The sequence below is a fragment of the Pseudomonas sp. IzPS59 genome (assembly GCF_014863505.1).
Lineage (GTDB): Bacteria > Pseudomonadota > Gammaproteobacteria > Pseudomonadales > Pseudomonadaceae > Aquipseudomonas > Aquipseudomonas kribbensis.
In genome coordinates this window covers 1208394-1226657 of record NZ_CP062251.1, presented here as the reverse complement: position 1 = coordinate 1226657, position 18264 = coordinate 1208394, and the positions used below count along the sequence as shown (strand labels likewise).

At 61.3% G+C, this 18264-nt stretch carries 20 protein-coding genes; 9 read left to right on the top strand and 11 right to left on the bottom strand.

Features of this window, described 5'->3' with window-relative positions; genetic code table 11:
* Positions 1-10: 10 nt before the first annotated feature.
* The 6 genes from IF189_RS05345 to ffh form a co-directional block, all read right to left on the bottom strand.
* Complete coding sequence (locus IF189_RS05345) at positions 11-424, bottom strand: acyl-CoA thioesterase (RefSeq protein ID WP_114881518.1); 414 nt, start codon at positions 422-424, stop codon at positions 11-13.
* 91 nt (positions 425-515) lie between these two features.
* On the bottom strand, positions 516-866 hold the full coding sequence (gene rplS, locus IF189_RS05340) for a 50S ribosomal protein L19 (protein ID WP_009047143.1): 351 nt from the start codon (positions 864-866) through the stop codon (positions 516-518).
* Between the two features lie 45 nt (positions 867-911).
* Entirely contained in the window at positions 912-1622 is a 711-nt protein-coding gene (gene trmD, locus IF189_RS05335) for a tRNA (guanosine(37)-N1)-methyltransferase TrmD (RefSeq protein WP_240789116.1), read from the bottom strand.
* A gap of 44 nt (positions 1623-1666) precedes the next feature.
* Positions 1667-2203 carry a ribosome maturation factor RimM gene (gene rimM, locus IF189_RS05330; protein WP_085711646.1) on the bottom strand — a complete coding sequence of 179 codons (537 nt, stop codon included), beginning with the start codon at positions 2201-2203 and terminating at the stop codon, positions 1667-1669.
* A gap of 5 nt (positions 2204-2208) precedes the next feature.
* Entirely contained in the window at positions 2209-2460 is a 252-nt protein-coding gene (gene rpsP, locus IF189_RS05325) for a 30S ribosomal protein S16 (protein ID WP_003198088.1), read from the bottom strand.
* Between the two features lie 248 nt (positions 2461-2708).
* Positions 2709-4085: a signal recognition particle protein gene (gene ffh / locus IF189_RS05320; protein ID WP_085711647.1), complete on the bottom strand. Its 1377-nt coding sequence runs from the start codon at positions 4083-4085 to the stop codon at positions 2709-2711.
* 209 nt (positions 4086-4294) lie between these two features.
* Between ffh and IF189_RS05315 the strand changes: the two genes are divergently transcribed.
* From IF189_RS05315 to IF189_RS05305, 3 genes are all read left to right on the top strand, one after another.
* A complete protein-coding gene (locus IF189_RS05315; RefSeq protein ID WP_085711648.1) occupies positions 4295-5107 on the top strand; it encodes an inner membrane protein YpjD in 813 nt (270 codons plus the stop codon).
* 12 nt (positions 5108-5119) lie between these two features.
* Positions 5120-6361 (top strand): transporter associated domain-containing protein, encoded by a 1242-nt coding sequence (locus tag IF189_RS05310; protein ID WP_192552940.1) that lies wholly within the window; start codon positions 5120-5122, stop codon positions 6359-6361.
* Positions 6362-6596: 235 nt separating this feature from the next.
* Positions 6597-7913 carry an MFS transporter gene (locus IF189_RS05305; RefSeq protein WP_192552939.1) on the top strand — a complete coding sequence of 439 codons (1317 nt, stop codon included), beginning with the start codon at positions 6597-6599 and terminating at the stop codon, positions 7911-7913.
* A 46-nt stretch (positions 7914-7959) separates the two neighbouring features.
* Here IF189_RS05305 and purT read toward each other — a convergent pair whose 3' ends face one another.
* The 5 genes from purT to IF189_RS05280 all read right to left on the bottom strand — a co-directional run bounded on the left by purT (position 7960) and on the right by IF189_RS05280 (position 11183).
* A complete protein-coding gene (purT, locus tag IF189_RS05300) occupies positions 7960-9141 on the bottom strand; it encodes a formate-dependent phosphoribosylglycinamide formyltransferase (RefSeq protein WP_114881514.1) in 1182 nt (393 codons plus the stop codon).
* A gap of 100 nt (positions 9142-9241) precedes the next feature.
* Positions 9242-9709 carry a preQ0 transporter gene (locus IF189_RS05295; RefSeq protein ID WP_134825585.1) on the bottom strand — a complete coding sequence of 156 codons (468 nt, stop codon included), beginning with the start codon at positions 9707-9709 and terminating at the stop codon, positions 9242-9244.
* A 96-nt stretch (positions 9710-9805) separates the two neighbouring features.
* Entirely contained in the window at positions 9806-10015 is a 210-nt protein-coding gene (locus tag IF189_RS05290) for a DUF1289 domain-containing protein (protein WP_134825584.1), read from the bottom strand.
* Entirely contained in the window at positions 10012-10536 is a 525-nt protein-coding gene (locus IF189_RS05285) for a gamma carbonic anhydrase family protein (RefSeq protein WP_007954617.1), read from the bottom strand. Before IF189_RS05285 ends, IF189_RS05290 begins: the two co-directional genes overlap by 4 nt.
* 47 nt (positions 10537-10583) lie before the next feature.
* Complete coding sequence (locus tag IF189_RS05280) at positions 10584-11183, bottom strand: CoA pyrophosphatase (RefSeq protein ID WP_085711654.1); 600 nt, start codon at positions 11181-11183, stop codon at positions 10584-10586.
* A gap of 147 nt (positions 11184-11330) precedes the next feature.
* Here IF189_RS05280 and IF189_RS05275 point away from each other — a divergent pair, with 147 nt between their 5' ends.
* The 6 genes from IF189_RS05275 to ptsP all read left to right on the top strand — a co-directional run bounded on the left by IF189_RS05275 (position 11331) and on the right by ptsP (position 18253).
* Positions 11331-11882 carry an NUDIX hydrolase gene (locus IF189_RS05275; protein ID WP_096819233.1) on the top strand — a complete coding sequence of 184 codons (552 nt, stop codon included), beginning with the start codon at positions 11331-11333 and terminating at the stop codon, positions 11880-11882.
* Between the two features lie 103 nt (positions 11883-11985).
* Positions 11986-12501 (top strand): L,D-transpeptidase family protein, encoded by a 516-nt coding sequence (locus IF189_RS05270; RefSeq protein WP_085711656.1) that lies wholly within the window; start codon positions 11986-11988, stop codon positions 12499-12501.
* Positions 12502-12832: 331 nt separating this feature from the next.
* The gene (locus IF189_RS05265; protein ID WP_192552938.1) at positions 12833-13564 is read left to right on the top strand and encodes a GntR family transcriptional regulator; all 732 of its coding nucleotides are present in this window, start codon (positions 12833-12835) and stop codon (positions 13562-13564) included.
* Between the two features lie 30 nt (positions 13565-13594).
* Entirely contained in the window at positions 13595-14701 is a 1107-nt protein-coding gene (nagA, locus tag IF189_RS05260) for an N-acetylglucosamine-6-phosphate deacetylase (protein WP_134825583.1), read from the top strand.
* Positions 14682-15704: an SIS domain-containing protein gene (locus IF189_RS05255; RefSeq protein WP_134825582.1), complete on the top strand. Its 1023-nt coding sequence runs from the start codon at positions 14682-14684 to the stop codon at positions 15702-15704. The genes nagA and IF189_RS05255 overlap by 20 nt, the downstream gene beginning before the upstream one ends.
* 35 nt (positions 15705-15739) lie before the next feature.
* Positions 15740-18253: a phosphoenolpyruvate--protein phosphotransferase gene (ptsP, locus tag IF189_RS05250; protein ID WP_192552937.1), complete on the top strand. Its 2514-nt coding sequence runs from the start codon at positions 15740-15742 to the stop codon at positions 18251-18253.
* Positions 18254-18264 lie beyond the last annotated feature (11 nt).

The window sequence follows — 18264 nt, the reverse complement described above, 5'->3', positions numbered from 1 at the left end:
CGGTGCAGGGTCAGGCCGCGAAACCTGGCAACACGGGCACTGGCCGCTTGTCATCATCAATGGCAACGAAGCTGAACTGCCCGTGAATGGCTTTCTCACGCCCGTCGCAGCTCATGCTTTCAACGAACACTTCCACCTCGACCTTGAGGCTGGTGTTGCCGACCTTGATCACCCGCCCGACCAGCTCGACGATGGAACCTGCCGGGATCGCATGGTTGAAATCGATCCGGTCGGTGGAGACCGTCACCAGCGGCAGACGGCAGAAACGTGTGGCGGTGATGAACGACACTTCATCCATCCAGGCCAACGCGGTGCCGCCGAACAGGGTGTTGTGGTGATTGGTGGTCGGCGGGAAAACCGCCTTGGTCACGCGGGTCACCGAGAGTTCGGTGCGGCGTTCGATTTCTTGCTCGCGAGATGTCATGGGTACGGCCTGAAACAATGATGCTGTGGATAAATTGCGGACAACAAAAAAGCAGCCCGTAGGCTGCTTTTTTCTGCATCGGAAGCTGGACTTAAGCCAGTTTTTCCTTGATGCGAGCTGCTTTACCCGACAGGTCGCGCAGGTAGTACAGCTTGGCTTTACGTACGTCACCGCGACGTTTGACAGCCATGCTGTCGATCTGCGGGGAGTAGGTCTGGAAAGTACGTTCTACGCCAACACCGTTGGAAATTTTACGAACGGTGAACGCACTGTTCACGCCGCGGTTACGCTTGGCGATTACAACGCCTTCGAACGCTTGCAGACGGGAACGATCGCCTTCCTTCACTTTCACCTGAACGACAATGGTGTCGCCCGGGGCAAAGGCTGGGATCTCTTTGGTCATCTGCTCTGCTTCGAGTGCAAGGATGATTTTGTTGGTCATGCTGTGCTCCTAAGGTAAATCGTCGGATCTACCATCGATACGTTGTTAACTATCGTCCCGCTCGCGGATGTATTCCTCGAGCAGCTTCTTCTCTTCTCCAGAAAGCGAGCGGCTTTCCAGAAGATCGGCGCGTCGTTCATAGGTCCGACCAAGGGACTGCTGTAAACGCCAACGCCGGATGTGTGCGTGATTGCCACTTAGCAATACGTCGGGAACACGCTGATCCGCATACACCTCCGGTCGGGTGTAGTGCGGGCAATCCAGCAAACCATCCGTGAAGGAATCTTCCTCCGCGGAGTCCGCATGCCCTAAAGCTCCGGGCAGCAGTCGTGTAACCGCATCTATCAGGACCATCGCCGGCAGCTCGCCGCCAGACAGGACATAGTCCCCAATCGACCACTCTTCATCGACATGAGCATCAATAAAACGCTCGTCAATGCCTTCATAGCGACCGGCAATCAGGATCAATGCATCCGATTTCGCCAGTTCGCGTACCGCCGACTGAGTCAGTTGACGGCCTTGGGGGGACAGGTAAATCACCTTCGCCGCCTCCCCGGCTGCTGCCTTGGCCTGAACCAGAGCATCTTCCAGGGGCTTGATCTTCATCACCATGCCCGGACCACCGCCAAACGGGCGATCGTCCACAGTGTGATGCCGATCCGTCGTGTAATCCCGCGGATTCCAACAGGTCAGCTGCAAGAGCCCCTGTTTGACCGCTCGACTGGTGATGCCGTAGTCGCCGATGGCGGAAAACATCTCGGGAAACAAACTGATCACTTCTACGCGCAAGTTAGCCACGCTTAGAAGTCCGCGTCCCAATCCACCTTCATCTCGCCCGCTGCGAGGTCGACTGCCAACACGCATTGCTCCGTATAGGGCAACAGGCGTTCGCGATCATCCAGGCTGCCAGCGCAAGGCTTGACTACCATTACATCATTGGCGCCGGTTTCCAGAAGATGATCGATTTTCCCGAGCAGTTGCCCAAGCGTATCGATGACCTTCAGACCTTCCAGCTGGTACCAGTAGTACTCGCCTTCGGTCAATTCAGCGAACAGGCTGCGCGGCACGCAGATCTCGTAACCGGCCAGAAGACGAGCTTCCTCACGATCATCAAGACCCTTGAGCTTTGCGACCAGGAACTTGTCGCTCCCGCGTCCACTGACCAGCTCGACCTGTTTGACATTGCCTTCGCGCTTGAGCGTCCAGGTTTTGTACTGCAACAGGTTTTCAGTCGGATCAGTAAAGGAATAAACCTTCACTTCGCCGCGAACGCCGTGAACAGAATAAATTTTGCCAATAACGATCAAATCATCGGCAACAGCAGGCGTCGCGTTCATATTGCTCAGGCCGCAGCCTTAGCCGATTCCTTCAGCAACTGAGCAACACGCTCAGAAGGCTGTGCACCAACGCTCAGCCAGTAGGCTACGCGCTCTTGGTTCACGGACAGACGAACTTCCTGACCACGGGCAACAGGGTTGAAGAAACCAACCTGTTCTTTGTGGGAACCGTCACGCGGGTTGCGGGAGTCGGTTACGGTCAGGTGGTAAAACGGGCGCTTTTTGGAGCCGCCAAGGGCAAGACGGATTGTTAGCATGTGAACATCGTTCCTGTAGTCGGTGCTGCAAATCTAAATGCACAGCGGGCATGGGTGCCCGAAAGGCCGCATATTCTAAGGAATATCCGGACTTTTGCAAATGACTTTTTCCGGCGCCTATGGCATGCCGTGCTGATTTGCGGTAGAGCCGTCAATGAAAACGGCCAGTCAGCTCCCGCCGTATGCGGGTTTGCTGTGAATCCCGCTTCCTTGCGGGACTGCGCCGGTGCGACGACCGGCGAGTTCTTTTACAGTTTTGGCATGCCGCCGCCGGGCAGCATTCCGCCCATGCCGCGCATCATTTTCGCCATTCCGCCCTTGGCGGAGAATTTCTTCATCATCTTCTGCATCTGCTTGTGCTGCTTGATCAAGCGACCGATGTCCTGCACCTGGGTGCCGGAACCCATGGCGATCCGACGCTTGCGCGAACCGCTGATCAGCTCAGGGTCGCGGCGCTCGGCCGGGGTCATGGAGTTGATGATGGCTTCCATCTGCTTGAACTGCTTCTCTGCCGCACTCTGGGCGTTGCCCATCTGCGACAGGTTGACGCCACCGATGCTCGGCAGCTTGTCCATGAGGCCGCCGAGGCCGCCCATGTTCTTCATCTGTTGCAGCTGATCGCGGAAGTCTTCGAGGTCGAAGCCCTTGCCCTTCTTCAGCTTCTTGGCCAGTTTGTCGGCCTTGTCCTTGTCGAGGGTCGCTTCAGCCTGTTCGATCAAGCTGAGCACGTCGCCCATGCCGAGGATCCGCGAGGCGATACGCTCAGGGTGGAACGGGTCGAGGGCTTCGGTCTTCTCGCCCATACCGATGAACTTGATCGGCTTGCCGGTGATGGCACGCACGGACAGCGCGGCACCGCCACGGGCGTCACCGTCGACCTTGGTCAGGATCACGCCGGTCAGCGGCAGTGCGTCGCCGAAGGCCTTGGCCGTGTTGGCGGCGTCCTGACCGGTCATGGCGTCGACCACGAACAGGGTTTCGACCGGGTTGATCGCGGCGTGCAGCGCCTTGATCTCGCCCATCATCTCTTCGTCGATGTGCAGACGACCGGCGGTATCGACGATGACCACGTCGATGAATTTCAGTTTTGCTTCTTTAATAGCCGCGTTGGCGATGTCGACTGGTTTCTGGCTCAGGTCGGACGGGAAGAACGTCACGCCGATGTCGTTGGCCAGGGTTTCCAGCTGTTTGATCGCGGCAGGACGATAGATGTCCGCCGACACGACCATGACCGACTTCTTCTTGCGCTCTTTAAGGAAGCGCGCCAGCTTGCCGGCGGTGGTGGTTTTACCGGCACCCTGCAGACCGGCCATCAGGATGACGGCAGGCGGCACGGCGCTCAGGTTCAGGTCTTCGTTGGCCGCGCCCATCAGGCTTTCGAGCTCGGCCTGGACGATCTTCACGAACGCCTGGCCCGGCGTCAGGCTGCGCGACACCTCGGTGCCGACAGCGCGTTCCTTGACCGAATTGACGAAGTCCTTGACCACCGGCAGGGCAACGTCGGCTTCGAGCAACGCCATGCGCACTTCGCGCAGGGTGTCTTTGATATTGTCTTCGGTCAGTTTCGCCTTGCCGGTGACATGGCGCAGCGTCTGCGAGAGACGGTCGGTTAAGTTTTCAAACATTGCGCGATCCTTTCAGGCCCTGTGTAGACCGGGATAATGGCGGCCCGGACCGGAATCAACATGTACTCGGCGAGCCTGCGGCGTGGGCAGGTCGCGGATTATAGCGAAGACTGCGTCTGGCGGACACCTCGCTGTCAGCTTGCCGGTCTTTCGTGCGATGACCGTTCTATGCCAAACTCAGCGCCTTTCGGGCTTGCCTAACAGGATTTATGCTCCCCTTGTCACCGAGTTTGCTGACCACCCTCGCCGCCGCCCTTCTCTATGCCGCTGCGACCCTTTATCAGGGCACCCGCCTGGCCACCGGCGCCAAGGCCAACAAGCGCCTGCTGGTCACGCTCGGCGTGCTCGCCGTGCTGGCCCACAGTGCCAGCCTGCTGACCCACCTGCTGACGCCGATCGGTCTGGGCCTGGACTTCTTCAGTGCGTCGAGCCTGATTGCCGCAGCGGTCATCGCCCTGACCCTGCTGGCCTGCTCGCGGATCCCGGTGGAAAACCTGCTGGTCCTGCTGTTCCCGCTGGGGGCGATCACCGTATTGCTGGCGCAGTTCGCGCCAACCGGTACCGTGCAAATCATCGACGAAGAGCCAGGCATCCTCGCGCATATCCTGCTGTCGATCCTTGCCTACGGCATGTTCACCATCGCGGTGTTCCAGGCCTTGTTGCTGCTGGTGCAGGATCACCAGCTCAAGAACAAGCACCCGTCCGGGCTGATCAAGAACTTCCCGCCGCTGCAAACCATGGAAAGCCTGCTGTTCGGCTTCCTCTGGGCCGGCTGGACGCTGCTGTCGCTGTCGCTGATCTCAGGCTGGCTGTTCGTCGAGAACCTGTTTGCCCAGCACCTGGTGCACAAGACCCTGCTCGCCTGCCTGGCCTGGATCGTGTTCAGCGTGCTGTTGTGGGGCCGCAACCGCCTGGGCTGGCGTGGCCACAAAGCGATCCGCTGGACCCTCGCCGGTTTCTGTCTGCTGATGTTGGCGTATTTCGGCAGCAAACTGGTCCGTGAATACATCCTGCACATCTGACGGGCGGCATAAATGGACGGTTTGCCCATAGGGCCGATGCTCGCGGTATTTGTCCTGCTGATTCTCTGGTCGGGGCTGTTTACCGCCATCGAAGTGGCGCAACAGCATCTGCTGGCACAACGCACCGCGTCGCGTGCCAGTGACAAGCCTCTGGCAAAACTCAGCTTTCCGCTCGACAGCCTGATCCTGTGCAACACCCTGTGCCGCGCCCTCGCCGTGGTGCTTGCCACGCTACTGGCGATTTTCCTCTGTGAAGAAAACGGTCCCTGGGCAGCCACCCTGGGTGCCGGCGCCGTCCTGCTGGTGTTTGCCGACTATTTCCCGCGTACCCTCGCCCAGCGTTATCCGGACGCCGTGCTGTCATTCGGCAACACGTTGCTGGCAGTACCACTGAAAGTGATCTACCCGCTCGCATGGCTGCTGAGCAGCATCAGTGGCTTGTTGTTGCGTCCGCTGGTGCGCAAGCAGCAGGTCGTGCAACAGAGCGAAGACGACGTCCCGCCGGAACGCCATGACGACCCGGAACATCCGTCACGCACGCACCCGGTTTCCGGTATCCACGCGCTGGACAACATCACGGTCAACGACATCCTGGTGCCTCGCAGTGACGTCGACGGCATCAATCTCGACGATCCGATCGAAGAGATCATCGAGCAATTGCGCCACAACAAGCGCACGCGCCTGCCGGTCTTCCACAGTGACATCAACCAGGTCGAGGCGGTCCTCAACACCCGGCAGGTCCGTCATTTGCTGGACGATCACAGCCTGACCCGCGAAGCGCTGCTCGCCGCCAGCTACGAGCCATATTTCGTCCCGGAGAGCACACCGCTGCAATTGCAACTGCTGAACTTCCACAAGCAGCAGCGTCGCCTGGGCATGGTGGTGGACGAGTACGGCGAAGTGCTGGGGATCGTCACTCTTGAAGATATCCTCGAAGAGATCGTCGGCGAATTCGAAAGCGAACACAGCCTCGACAATCCACACATCCATCCGCAGGCCGATGGGCGCATGGTGATCGATGGCGCCGCCTCGATCCGCGAGCTGAACAAATGCCTGGGCTGGCATCTGCCCAGCGACGGTCCGCGAACCCTGAATGGCCTGGTGACCGAAGCGCTGGAAACCATTCCGGAAAGCGCGGTGTGCCTGAAGATCGGGCGCTATCGCCTGGAGATCCTTGAAACCGAGGAAAACCGCGTGAGCAAAGTGCTCATCTGGCACACCAGCTCGGCACCGGCGCTCACGCCCGTCCGCTAGCTCGCCCCTTGTTCAATCGTTAGCCACCTTCCTATAATCGCGGTGCTTACCCAAGCCCCGCCGAACCCCGTGCTTACCCCGCACCCGACAGGTTCCGGCCGGTTAATCGCCGCTTTCCGCATCACACCGACGACTGTTCCTACCTGAAACAGCGCTCGCGCCCTATCCCACATCCCCGGGTAGTCGACCATAATAATTCGCTCCAACGGAGCTCATGACTGTCAGGGATCACCGCATGACGACCAGTACCGCTTACAGCGACACCGCGCCGACCCAGCCGGCCAATTCCGCCACCCGGGTGGCCACCGCGAGCTTCATCGGCACGGCCATCGAGTTCTACGATTTCTACGTCTATGCCACCGCCGCCGCACTGGTGATCGGGCCGGTATTCTTTCCGCAGACATCCGGCACCGCGCAGATGCTTTCGGCCTTCCTCACCTTCGGTATCGCCTTCCTCGCCCGCCCGCTGGGTTCGGCGCTGTTCGGCCATTTCGGCGACCGGATCGGGCGCAAGTCCACGCTGGTGGCTTCCCTGCTGCTGATGGGAGTCTGTACCACGCTGATCGGCGTGCTGCCGGGTTACGACAGCATTGGAGCGTGGGCGCCGATCCTGTTGTGTGTGCTGCGCTTCGGTCAGGGTCTCGGACTGGGCGGTGAATGGGGCGGCGCGGCGCTGCTGGCCACCGAAAACGCACCGAAAGGCAAACGCGCGTGGTTCGGCATGTTCCCGCAACTGGGCCCTTCGATCGGTTTTCTGGCGGCCAACGGCCTGTTCCTGACCTTGGCCATGACGCTCAATGACGAACAGTTTCGCAGTTGGGGCTGGCGGATTCCGTTCCTGCTCAGCGCGGTACTGGTGATGGTCGGGCTGTATGTACGCCTCAAACTTCACGAAACCCCAGTGTTCGCCAACGCCATCGCCCGTCAGGAGCGGGTGAAAGTGCCGCTGGTCGAACTGTTCAGCCAATACTGGGCACCGACGTTGCTGGGCGCTGCCGCCATGGTGGTGTGCTACGCACTGTTCTACATCTCGACGGTGTTTTCCCTGAGCTACGGCGTGTCGACGCTGGGCTACAGCCGCGAGACATTCCTCGGTCTGCTGTGCTTCGCCGTGTTGTTCATGGCAGCCGCGACACCGTTGTCAGCCTGGGCAAGTGATCGTTATGGACGCAAGCCGGTGCTGATCATCGGTGGTGTGCTGGCGATTCTTTCCGGATTTCTGATGGAACCGTTGCTGACTCAGGGCTCGACCTGGGGCGTGGCACTGTTCCTGTGCATCGAGCTGTTCCTGATGGGCGTGACGTTCGCCCCAATGGGCGCATTGCTGCCGGAACTGTTTCCGACACACGTGCGGTATACCGGCGCATCGGCGGCCTACAACCTCGGCGGCATCGTTGGAGCCTCGGCGGCGCCGTTCTTTGCGCAGAAACTGGTCGCGATGGGTGGTTTGAGTTATGTCGGCGGGTATGTGTCGGGGGCGGCGGTGCTCAGCTTGATCGCCGTGCTGTGCCTGAAGGAAACGCGCCATAACGACCTGAATCAGGTGTCGTAAGCACAATGATCGCTCCCGCAAGGGCGGGAGCGATCAGATAGCGGAATTACAGCTCTACAACAACAGCCTGGGAAGCACGGGTCGCCTTGGCACGAGCGGCCTCGATCGACTCGTCACGGGCCAGTGCCACGCCCATGCGGCGCTGGCCGTTGACCTCAGGCTTGCCAAACAGACGCAGCGCGGTATCCGGCTCGCTCAGCGCAGCGCCGAGGTTGGCGAATGCGGTCTGGGTCGACTGACCTTCCACCAGAATCACTGCGGACGCCGATGGGCCAAACTGACGGATCAGCGGCACCGGCAAACCAAGGATTGCCCGGGCGTGCAGGGCGAACTGCGACAGGTCCTGGGAAATCAGGGTCACCAGACCGGTGTCGTGCGGACGCGGCGACACTTCGCTGAACCACACCTGATCGCCCTTGATGAACAGCTCGACGCCGAACAGGCCACGGCCACCCAATGCCTCGGTCACAGCTTTGGCCACGCGCTCGGACTCAGCCAGAGCAATCGGGCTCATGGCTTGTGGCTGCCAGGATTCCTGGTAATCGCCTTTCTCTTGACGGTGACCGACCGGTGCACAGAACGTGGTGCCGCCGATATGACGCACGGTCAGCAGGGTGATTTCGTAGTCGAAATCGATGAAGCCTTCGATGATCACCCGGCCTTTACCGGCACGACCGCCTTCTTGTGCGTAGTCCCAGGCCTTCTGCACGTCATCGGCGCTGCGCAGCAGGCTCTGGCCCTTGCCCGACGAGCTCATCACCGGTTTGACGACGCACGGGAAACCCAGGTCCTCAACGGCTTTGCTGTAGTCCTCGAAGGTGTCGGCGAAGTGGTACGGCGAAGTCGGCAGATCCAGTTCTTCCGCGGCCAGACGACGGATGCCTTCGCGGTTCATGGTCAGTTGCGCGGCGCGCGCGGTCGGGATCACGGTGAAGCCTTCGGCTTCCAGTTCGACCAGGGTAGCGGTGGCGATGGCTTCGATTTCCGGCACGATGAAGTGCGGTTTCTCGGCTTCGATCACCGCACGCAGGGCGGCGCCGTCGAGCATGTTGATCACGTGGCTGCGATGGGCGACCTGCATGGCCGGCGCATTGGCGTAACGGTCAACGGCGATCACTTCAACGCCCAAGCGCTGCAGCTCGATCACCACTTCCTTGCCCAACTCACCACAGCCACACAGCAATACGCGGGTCGCGGTCGGCGACAATGGAGTTCCGATACGGGTCATCTCAGGTCCTCAAAGAAGCGGATCATCGAGGAAAGCAACGCCAGACGCGCTTTCCATGGGGAGAAAGCGCGGCATTTTACATGAACCTGAGGGTTTGGCTTCAGCCGGCGACAGCCTGTTTGCGTTCGCGCCAGGTCATGATCAGCCAGACGGCGGTGACACCGGCGAACTTCGAGGCCAGGGCAGTGATGATCACCGGCGGCGTCAGCAGGTCGATCATGCCAAAGAAGATGAAGGTGTCGAGGGGAATGCTCAGCGCCGAACTGATCCACAGACGATCACGCAACGGACGCTTGGTGATGCTGAACACCAGCCAGTCGATGCACTCGGACACCGCGAACGCGGTGGCGCTGGCCAGCGCGATCGATGGATCGGAGGTGACATAGGACAGCACCAGCGCCGCCAGCATCGCCACAATCGCGCCATGGCCGAAACGGATCTGCACCATGTCGCGCAGCACGAACACCAGCCCGCCCCAGGCCGACCAGATGATGTCCAGGTGCGGCGCGGTGGAGAAGGCGAAGTTGATCAGCACGACGCTGCTGATGTAGGCGATGAGGAAAATCATGGGGAGCGACCTGTCAGATTGGCGCACAGGTTACTTGAGGAGGAGAGTCCGGCCAAGTCGGGGAGCAAATTGTATACACCCGGCCCCACGCAAGAATCAGCGTTTGGCAGGGATCATCCAAATCAATCCACTGGCCTTAGCCCGCTCATGACACAACCCGAGCACCGCCCGCCGCTCGTCGTTGGTCATGCGGCTCCAGCGGGTGATTTCCTCGACCGTGCGCTGGCAGCCGGTGCAAATGTCATCCTCGTCCAGCGCGCAAATGCTCACGCAGGGCGAGGCGACGGGTCTTTCCGGGGTTGTCATTCTTCCTGCTCGACCAGATCGCGCGCATAGCGCTGGGAGTTATGCACATAGTGCGCGGCGCTGGCTTCGAGCATCTTTTTCTGCGGCTCGGTCAGTTCACGCACCACCTTGCCCGGCGAGCCCATCACCAGCGAACCATCGGGAATTTCCTTGCCTTCACCGATCAGCGAATTGGCGCCGATGATGCAGTTCTTGCCGATCTTCGCGCCATTGAGGATGACGGCGTTGATTCCGATCAGGCTGTAGTCGCCGACCGTGCAGCCGTGGAGCATGGCGTTGTGGCCAATGGTCACGCCGGTACCGATGGTCAGCGGGTAGCCCATGTCGGTGTGCATCACCGTGCCATCCTGCACGTTGCTGTTCTTGCCGATCAGGATCAGTTCGTTGTCACCGCGCAGCACGGCGTTGAACCAGACGTTGGCGCCCTCTTCCAGCTTGACCTTGCCCACCAGCACGGCGTTGGGGGCAACCCAGCTCTGCGGATGGGTTTCGACGCGGGCGTCGCCCAGGCGATATTTCATCTTGTTTTCCTCAGGGCTCACGATGGCTGACCATTCGAACGATGGCTTCAGGTATTGATAAAGCTTTTCGGCGGTCGATGCAGGCTGATTTTGGCGTCATAGAGCAGGTTGATCAACTCGACGATCATGATCGCCGTCAGCCCCCAGATCTTGTATTCGCCGTAACGATAGCTCGGCACGTACCAACTGCGACCCTGATAGTCGATGCGGTGGGTGTGTTCGCGCGGGTCCTTGCGGAAGAATTCCAGGGGCACGCTGAACACCGCAGCGATCTCGGCATCATTGGCCTGATATTCGACAAAATCGGGAATCACCCCGACATACGGCGTGACCTTGATGCCATGCAGGGAAATCAGCGGGCTGAGCGGACCGATCACTTCGACCAGTCCCGGCGGCAGGCCGATTTCCTCTTCGGCTTCACGCAGCGCGGTGAAAATCAGGTCCGGGTCTTCCGGGTCGCGCCTGCCACCGGGAAAGGCGACTTCGCCACCATGGGTCGAGAGCCCGCTGGCACGCAGGGTGAGGACAAGCTCGGGTTCGTCACTGCGAGTAATCGGCACCAGGACGGCGGCCTCGGGGAAACGCGTGTCGGTCTCCAGCGTGCGCGGCGTGTGATTGCTTACCCGGTGCAGTAGCTCGTCCAGCATAAGTGTTCTCGATCTGTGCCTTGCCCTGCATCATGCACCAATCAATGCGACCGCCCAAGCCCCGGACGGGGGTCATGTCGCGAAACGACAACTTGCCGACTGACACCGCTGCACGCCAAGATAGGCGCAGCATTCAGGAACCCCAGCATGAAATTTTGCAGCCAGTGCGGCAACCCGGTGACCCAGCGCATTCCCGAAGGCGACTCGCGGCTGCGATTTGTCTGCGACAGCTGTCAGACCATTCACTACCAGAACCCCAATATCGTGGCCGGCTGTGTAGCGACCTGGGGCAGCAAAGTCCTGCTCTGCCGCCGCGCCATCGAACCGCGCCTCGGTTACTGGACGCTGCCCGCCGGATTCATGGAGAACGGCGAGACCATCGAACAGGCCGCCATCCGCGAAACCGCCGAAGAAGCCTGCGCCCGGGTGCGCAACCTGAGCATCTACACCCTGATCGACGTGCCGCACATCAGTCAGGTGCATGTGTTCTTTCGCGCCGAGCTCGCAGACCTGGACTTTTCCGCCGGCCCCGAAAGCCTCGAAGTGCAACTGTTCGACGAAGCGCAGATTCCATGGGACGAGCTGGCTTTCCGCACGGTGGGCCGTACCTTAGAATGCTTCTTCGCTGACCGCCGCGCCGAGACTTACCCGGTGCGCTCGGAATCGATCCCGCCGCTCGCTCAGCCGGCCATCACTTGATTTCAGCGCCAGCCGGCCGATAACCCGCGTGCGCAGCCCGCGACAGCGCCTGCATAAGATCTATAAATAAATTATCTGCATCACCTTCTGGGGAATCGTTTCAATGCGCTGGTTGCTTGCCCTGTTTTGCCTGTCGTTCGTCACCGTCTCCCAAGCGTCGTTCGTGACCACCGTGACGCCTTCGAACACCCCGCTCATCGAAAAAATACTGGTGCTCAAATCGGCTCATCAACTGCAGTTGATCGCCGACGGCAAACCGCTCAAGAGCTATCGCATTTCCCTGGGCAAGGGCGCGAAGAAAGGTCCGAAACTGATTGAAGGCGATAAACGCACACCGGAAGGTTTCTATTGGATCGACTGGCGCAAGACCAGCGACAAATTCAACCTGTCGATGCACATCTCCTACCCGAACATCAGCGACTCCGCCCGCGCCCGCCGCGAAGGCGTCGAGCCCGGCGGCATGATCATGATCCACGGCACGCCGGATTCCGCAGAGAACCCGGAAAACCTGTTCCACACCCTGGACTGGACCGACGGCTGCATCGCCATGCGCAACGTCGACATGCGCGAAGTCTGGAACCTGGTGCCGGACGGCACGATGATCGAAATCCGCCCCTGACTCTGTCACCAGAGCACTTGCTCTCTCCGGGCCGCGAAGCGGCCCTTTCCCCTGACCATTGGTCGCCCGCAAAAAAAATAAATGCAAAAGATCGCAGCCTGCGGCAACGCCTGAACGGTGATACCACTTTCACCCGCCGGAACTGCCGCAGACTGCGATCTTTTGCGTTCCAGCACCGACCTCTAATACCACTTGAAACCACCCGCCCTCAAACACCCGAATCCAAAGGACTACAGGCCTTTCCACTGCGTTGACATGGTATTCAAGTGGTATTAGTTTTCGCCGAAACAGCGAGCGACAACAATCCAATATCAGCTCCGGAAGTGCCTGCATGAACGATCTCCACGCCCTGCGCCCTGACGACTCCCAGCCGACGCCGCTATACCTGCAACTGGCGCGCAACCTGGAAGCGGCGATTCATGCCGGCCAGTGGAAAGCCGAACAGGCGATGCCGTCGGAGCGCAATCTCAGCGAAATGCTGGGGATTTCCCGAGTCACCGCGCGCAAGGCGCTGGAAGTCCTGCTCGATCAAGGTTTGATTCGCCGCCTGCAAGGCTCCGGTACCTTTATCACCCCACGCCTTGAACAACCGCTGTCACGCCTGTCGGGCTTCAGCGAAATGCTCCGTCTCAAGGGCTTCGTGCCCAGCTCGCAATGGCTGGAGCGTGAAATCACCCTGCCCACCCACGAAGAATTGATCCGCCTCGGCCTGTCGCCGAACGACAAGGTCGCGCGCATGAAACGCCTGCGCAAGGCCGACGACACGGTGATGGCCATCGAGATGAGCACCCTGCCCGCCTCGATCATGCCCAAGCCGCAAGTGGTGGGTGATTCCCTCTACGAACACCTCGACAGCATCGGCAAGCCGATCGTGCGCGCCTTGCAGCACATCCAGGCGATCAACGCCTCGGACGAGTTCGCCGCGCTGGTCGGCATCCCCCCCGGCACCGCGATGCTGCTGATGACCCGGGTCGGCTACCTGGAAGACAACACGCCGATCGAAGTCACCGACACCTATTGCCGCAACGACTACTACGACTTTGTTGCAGAGCTTCGCCGCTGACCGGCAGCCAGGCCAAACGAGAGAAGCGAAATGTCCGAAGACAACATCCTCACCGCTGACGGCTGGATTCGCGGCCGGCTGATCCACGAACACGGCAGAGTCGTGTCCATCGAAGGCGTGCCTTGCGATCCGGCGGACAACGACCTGCCTTATCTGCTGCCGGGCTTCATCGACCTGCACGTTCATGGCGGTGGCGGCAAGGACATCATGGAAGGCACCAGCGCCTTCGAAACCATCACCCGAACCCACGTGCGTTTCGGCACAACCTCGCTGCTGGCTACCACGATGACCGCGCCGAGTGCCGAGATTTCCAGCGTGCTCAAGGATGTCGGCGAATTCTGCGAGCAGCGTCCGAAAGGTGCCGCCCGGGTCCTCGGCGTTCACCTCGAAGGTCCGTACATCAATCCCGGCAAACTCGGCGCGCAACCGAACTTCGCCCACACCGCGCTGATGGCCGAGGTGGAAGAGTATCTGGCGCTGGCGCCGATCCGGGTGATCACCATCGCCCCGGAAATCGCCGGTCACGACGGTTTGATCCGCGCCCTCAGCGCACGCGGCATCCGCATGCAGATCGGCCACACCCTCGGCAGTTACGAGGAAGGCGTCGCCGCTCTCGAAGCCGGCGCCACCAGCTTCACTCATTTGTACAACGCCATGAGCCCGCTGCATCACCGCGAACCGGGGATCGTCGGCGCGGCACTGGCCCACGCCAAATTCGCCGAGTTGATTCCGGACTTGCTGCACGTGCACCCCGGCGCGATCCGCGTGGCCCTGCGTTCGATCCCGTGCCTGTACTGCGTTACCGATTCGACCGCCGCCGCCGGGATGCCCGACGGCGAATACAAGCTCGGCAGCCACACCGTCACCAAATGCCTGGGCGGCGTGCGCCTGCCGGACGGCACGCTGGCCGGTAGCACCCTGACCATGGATCAGGCTTTGCGCAATCTGGTGAAGATCGGTCTGTCGATCGCCGAGGCCTCGCAACGTCTTTCGCAATTCCCCGCCGACTACCTCGGCATCACCGAACGCGGGCGCCTTGCACCCGGCGCCTGGGCCGACTGCGTGCGGCTGGATCGCTCACTCACACTGACCGCCGTCATGGTCGAAGGAGAAGACATTGACTTCAAAAATGCTTGAGGAGGCGCTGTCCTCGTTCGAGGCCGTGCAAACCCAACTGCAACAGCTCGATGCTTCGATGATCGAGATCGCCGGTCGCCTGCGTCGTCAGCCGCCACAAGTGGCGATGACCGTCGCCCGTGGCAGCTCCGACCATGCGGCCAGCTACTTCGCCTACCTGACCATGCAGCAACTGGGTATTCCCGTGGCGTCGCTGCCGATGTCGGTGGTCACCATGCAGCAGGCGCCGTTGAAGGTCAGCGGTCAGGTCGCGTTCGCATTTTCCCAGTCGGGGCAGAGCCCGGATCTGGTCAACAGCCTGCGTCTGCTGCGCAAGCGTGGCGCCTTGAGCGTGTCGATGGTCAACGCCGCCGACTCGCCGCTGGAAGCCGCGTGCGAATTCAGCCTGCCGCTGCTGGCCGGCACTGAAAGCAGCGTCGCCGCGACCAAAAGCTTTATTGCCACCCTCAGCGCCAGCGCCCGCCTGATCGCCCACTGGAAAGAAGACAGCGAGTTGCTGGAGGCACACAACGCCCTGCCCGAAGGCTTGCGCGACGCCGCGCAACAGGACTGGAGCCCGGCCATCGACGCCCTGCGTGATTGCGAGCGGTTGATGGTGATCGGCCGTGGCGCCGGATTTGCCATCGCCCAGGAAGCCGCATTGAAATTCAAGGAAACCTCGGCGATCCAGGCCGAAGCCTTCAGCAGCGCCGAAGTGCGTCACGGCCCGATGGCCCTGATCGACGCCAACTACCCTTTGCTGGTGTTTGCCCCGCGCGGCGCCGAGCAGGCCGGCCTGCTGAGCCTGGCGGCGGAAATGCGCCAGCGTGGTGCCCGTGTATTGCTGGCGGCGCCGGATGATGTGCTCGAACGCGACCTGACCCTGAGCCGCGCCGAACACCCGGCGCTCGATCCGATCCTGGCGATCCAGAGTTTCTATGTGATGGCCGCCAACCTGGCCGTGGCCCGTGGCATGGACCCGGATCAGCCGCGACACCTGAGCAAAGTCACCCGTACGCACTGAGTCCGAACCGAACGTTTTCCTGATGAGACCGAGCCATGCACAACAACAATAAAGAGCTGACTTTAAGCGCCCCGCTCAGCGGCCCGGTGCTCACGCTCGCCAAAGTTCCGGACGCGGTGTTCGCCAGTGGCGCGATGGGCGACGGCATTGCCATCGATCCGCTGAACGACACCCTTTATTCGCCTTGCGCCGGGTTGGTGATCCACGTCGCCCGCACCGGCCATGCGCTGACCGTGCGTGCCGACAACGGCGCGGAAATCCTCCTGCACCTGGGGCTCGATACGGTCGAGTTGCAGGGAGAAGGTTTCTCGATGCTGGTCAAGGAAGGCACGCGGGTCAGCAGTGGTCAGCCGTTGCTGCGCTATGACCTGGACAAGGTCGGCCGTCAGTGCAAAAGCCTGGTCAGCCTGTTGATCCTGACCAACAGCCAGGACTTTCAGGCGCGGCCCATCACTCTGAAAACGGTGAAGGTCGGCGAGCCGCTGCTGCACATCGTCGCCCGTCACAGCACCGCGGCGAATGCGGAAGAGTCCGGCGGCCCGGAAGTTCACGGTCATGTGCGGGTCGCCCACCGTGGCGGTCTGCATGCGCGTCCGGCGGCGTTGATCCGCCAGACGGCGCAAGGTTTCAAGAGCCAGTCGCAGCTGCATTTCGCCGGCAAATCGGCGCCGTGCAACAGCCTCATCGGTTTGATGGGTCTGGCGATTGGCGAACAGGACGAAGTGCAAGTCAGTTGCCAGGGTTCCGACGCGCAAGCGGCGTTGCAAGCCTTGCTCACTGCACTGGCCACCGCCCTGCCGGAGGATCATCACGCCGCTGCACCGGTTGCTGCCGCGTTGCGCAATCGCCCGGCCGAGGCCGGCGTGTTGCACGGTGTTTGCGCCGCACCGGGTCTGGTCGGCGGCCCACTGTTTCGCCTGAACGCGATCAGCCTGCCAGCGGACGCCGGCAATCATCAGCCCGAGCACCAATTGCAGATCCTCGACACGGCGCTGAATCAGGTTCGCAGCGAAATCGACGGCACCCTCGCCCAGGCGAAAAAACAGCGCAATGCCGACGAAGAAGCGATCTTCGCCGCGCACCTCGCATTGCTGGAAGACCCGGCCCTGCTTGACACCGCGCAGCAATCGATTGAAACCGGCACTGCGGCGACTCACGCCTGGAGCCAATCCATCGATACGCAATGCGAAGTGCTGCAAAACACCGGCAGCCCGTTGCTCGCCGAGCGCGCCAACGATCTGCGCGACCTCAAGCAACGAGTGCTGCGTGCCCTGCTTGGTGAAGCCTGGCATTACGAAGTGCCGACCGGCGCCATCGTCGCCGCCCACGAACTGACACCTTCGGATTTGCTGCAACTGAGCGCGCAGGGTGTCGCCGGCTTGTGCATGGCCGAGGGTGGCGCGACTTCCCACGTGGCGATTCTGGCCCGGGGCAAAGGCCTGCCGTGCATGGTCGCACTGGGCTCGGCGCTGCTTGATCAAACTCAAGGTCAATCGGTGGTGCTCGATGCTGATGGCGGGCGCCTCGAACTGACGCCGAATGCCGAGCGTCTGGCCGAAGTCCAACAAGCGCAGATCGACCGTCAGCAACGTCGCGACGCCCAGCAAGCCAAAGCCCATCTGCCGGCCGAAACCCGCAACGGCGTGGCCATCGAAGTGGTCGCCAACGTCGCCTCCAGCCATGAAGCGGCAGATGCGTTTGCCAATGGCGCCGATGGCGTCGGCCTGTTGCGCACCGAGTTTCTGTTCGTCGACCGCCACACCGCGCCGGATGTCGAAGAACAGCGCGCCGCCTATCAAGCGGTGATCGATGCCATGGGCGACAAGTCGGTGATCATCCGCACCATCGATGTCGGTGGCGACAAACAACTCGACTACCTGCCACTGCCAGTCGAAGCCAACCCGGTGCTCGGTCTGCGCGGTATTCGTCTGGCCCAGGCCCGTCCGGAAATCCTCGACCAGCAACTGCGCGCCCTGTTGCAAGTCAGCCCGCTGCAGCGCTGCCGGATCCTGCTGCCGATGGTTACCGAGGTCGACGAACTGCTGCACATCCGCCAGCGGGTCGATGCGCTGTGTCTGGAACTGGGCATCAATCAACGTCCGGAAATCGGCGTGATGATCGAAGTCCCCGCGGCTGCGCTGCAGGCCGAACAACTGGCCGAACACGCCGACTTCCTGTCCATCGGCACCAACGATCTGTCGCAATACACCCTGGCCATGGACCGCGACCATGCTGGTCTCGCCGCACGGGTCGATGCCCTGCACCCGGCGCTGCTGCGCCTGATCGCCATGACTTGCGAAGGCGCGGCGGTACATAAACGCTGGGTCGGCGTGTGCGGCGCCCTCGCTTCCGATCCGCTGGCGACGCCAGTGTTGATCGGCCTGGGCGTGACCGAACTGTCGGTGAGCCCGGTACAAATTGGTGAAATCAAGGATCGCGTGCGCCAGCTGCACGAAGCCGAATGCCAACGCCTCGCCCGGGACCTGCTCAAGCTGAGCAGCGCCGCCGCGGTGCGTCATGCCTGTCATCAACATTGGCCTCTGCGCTAACAAAAACAACA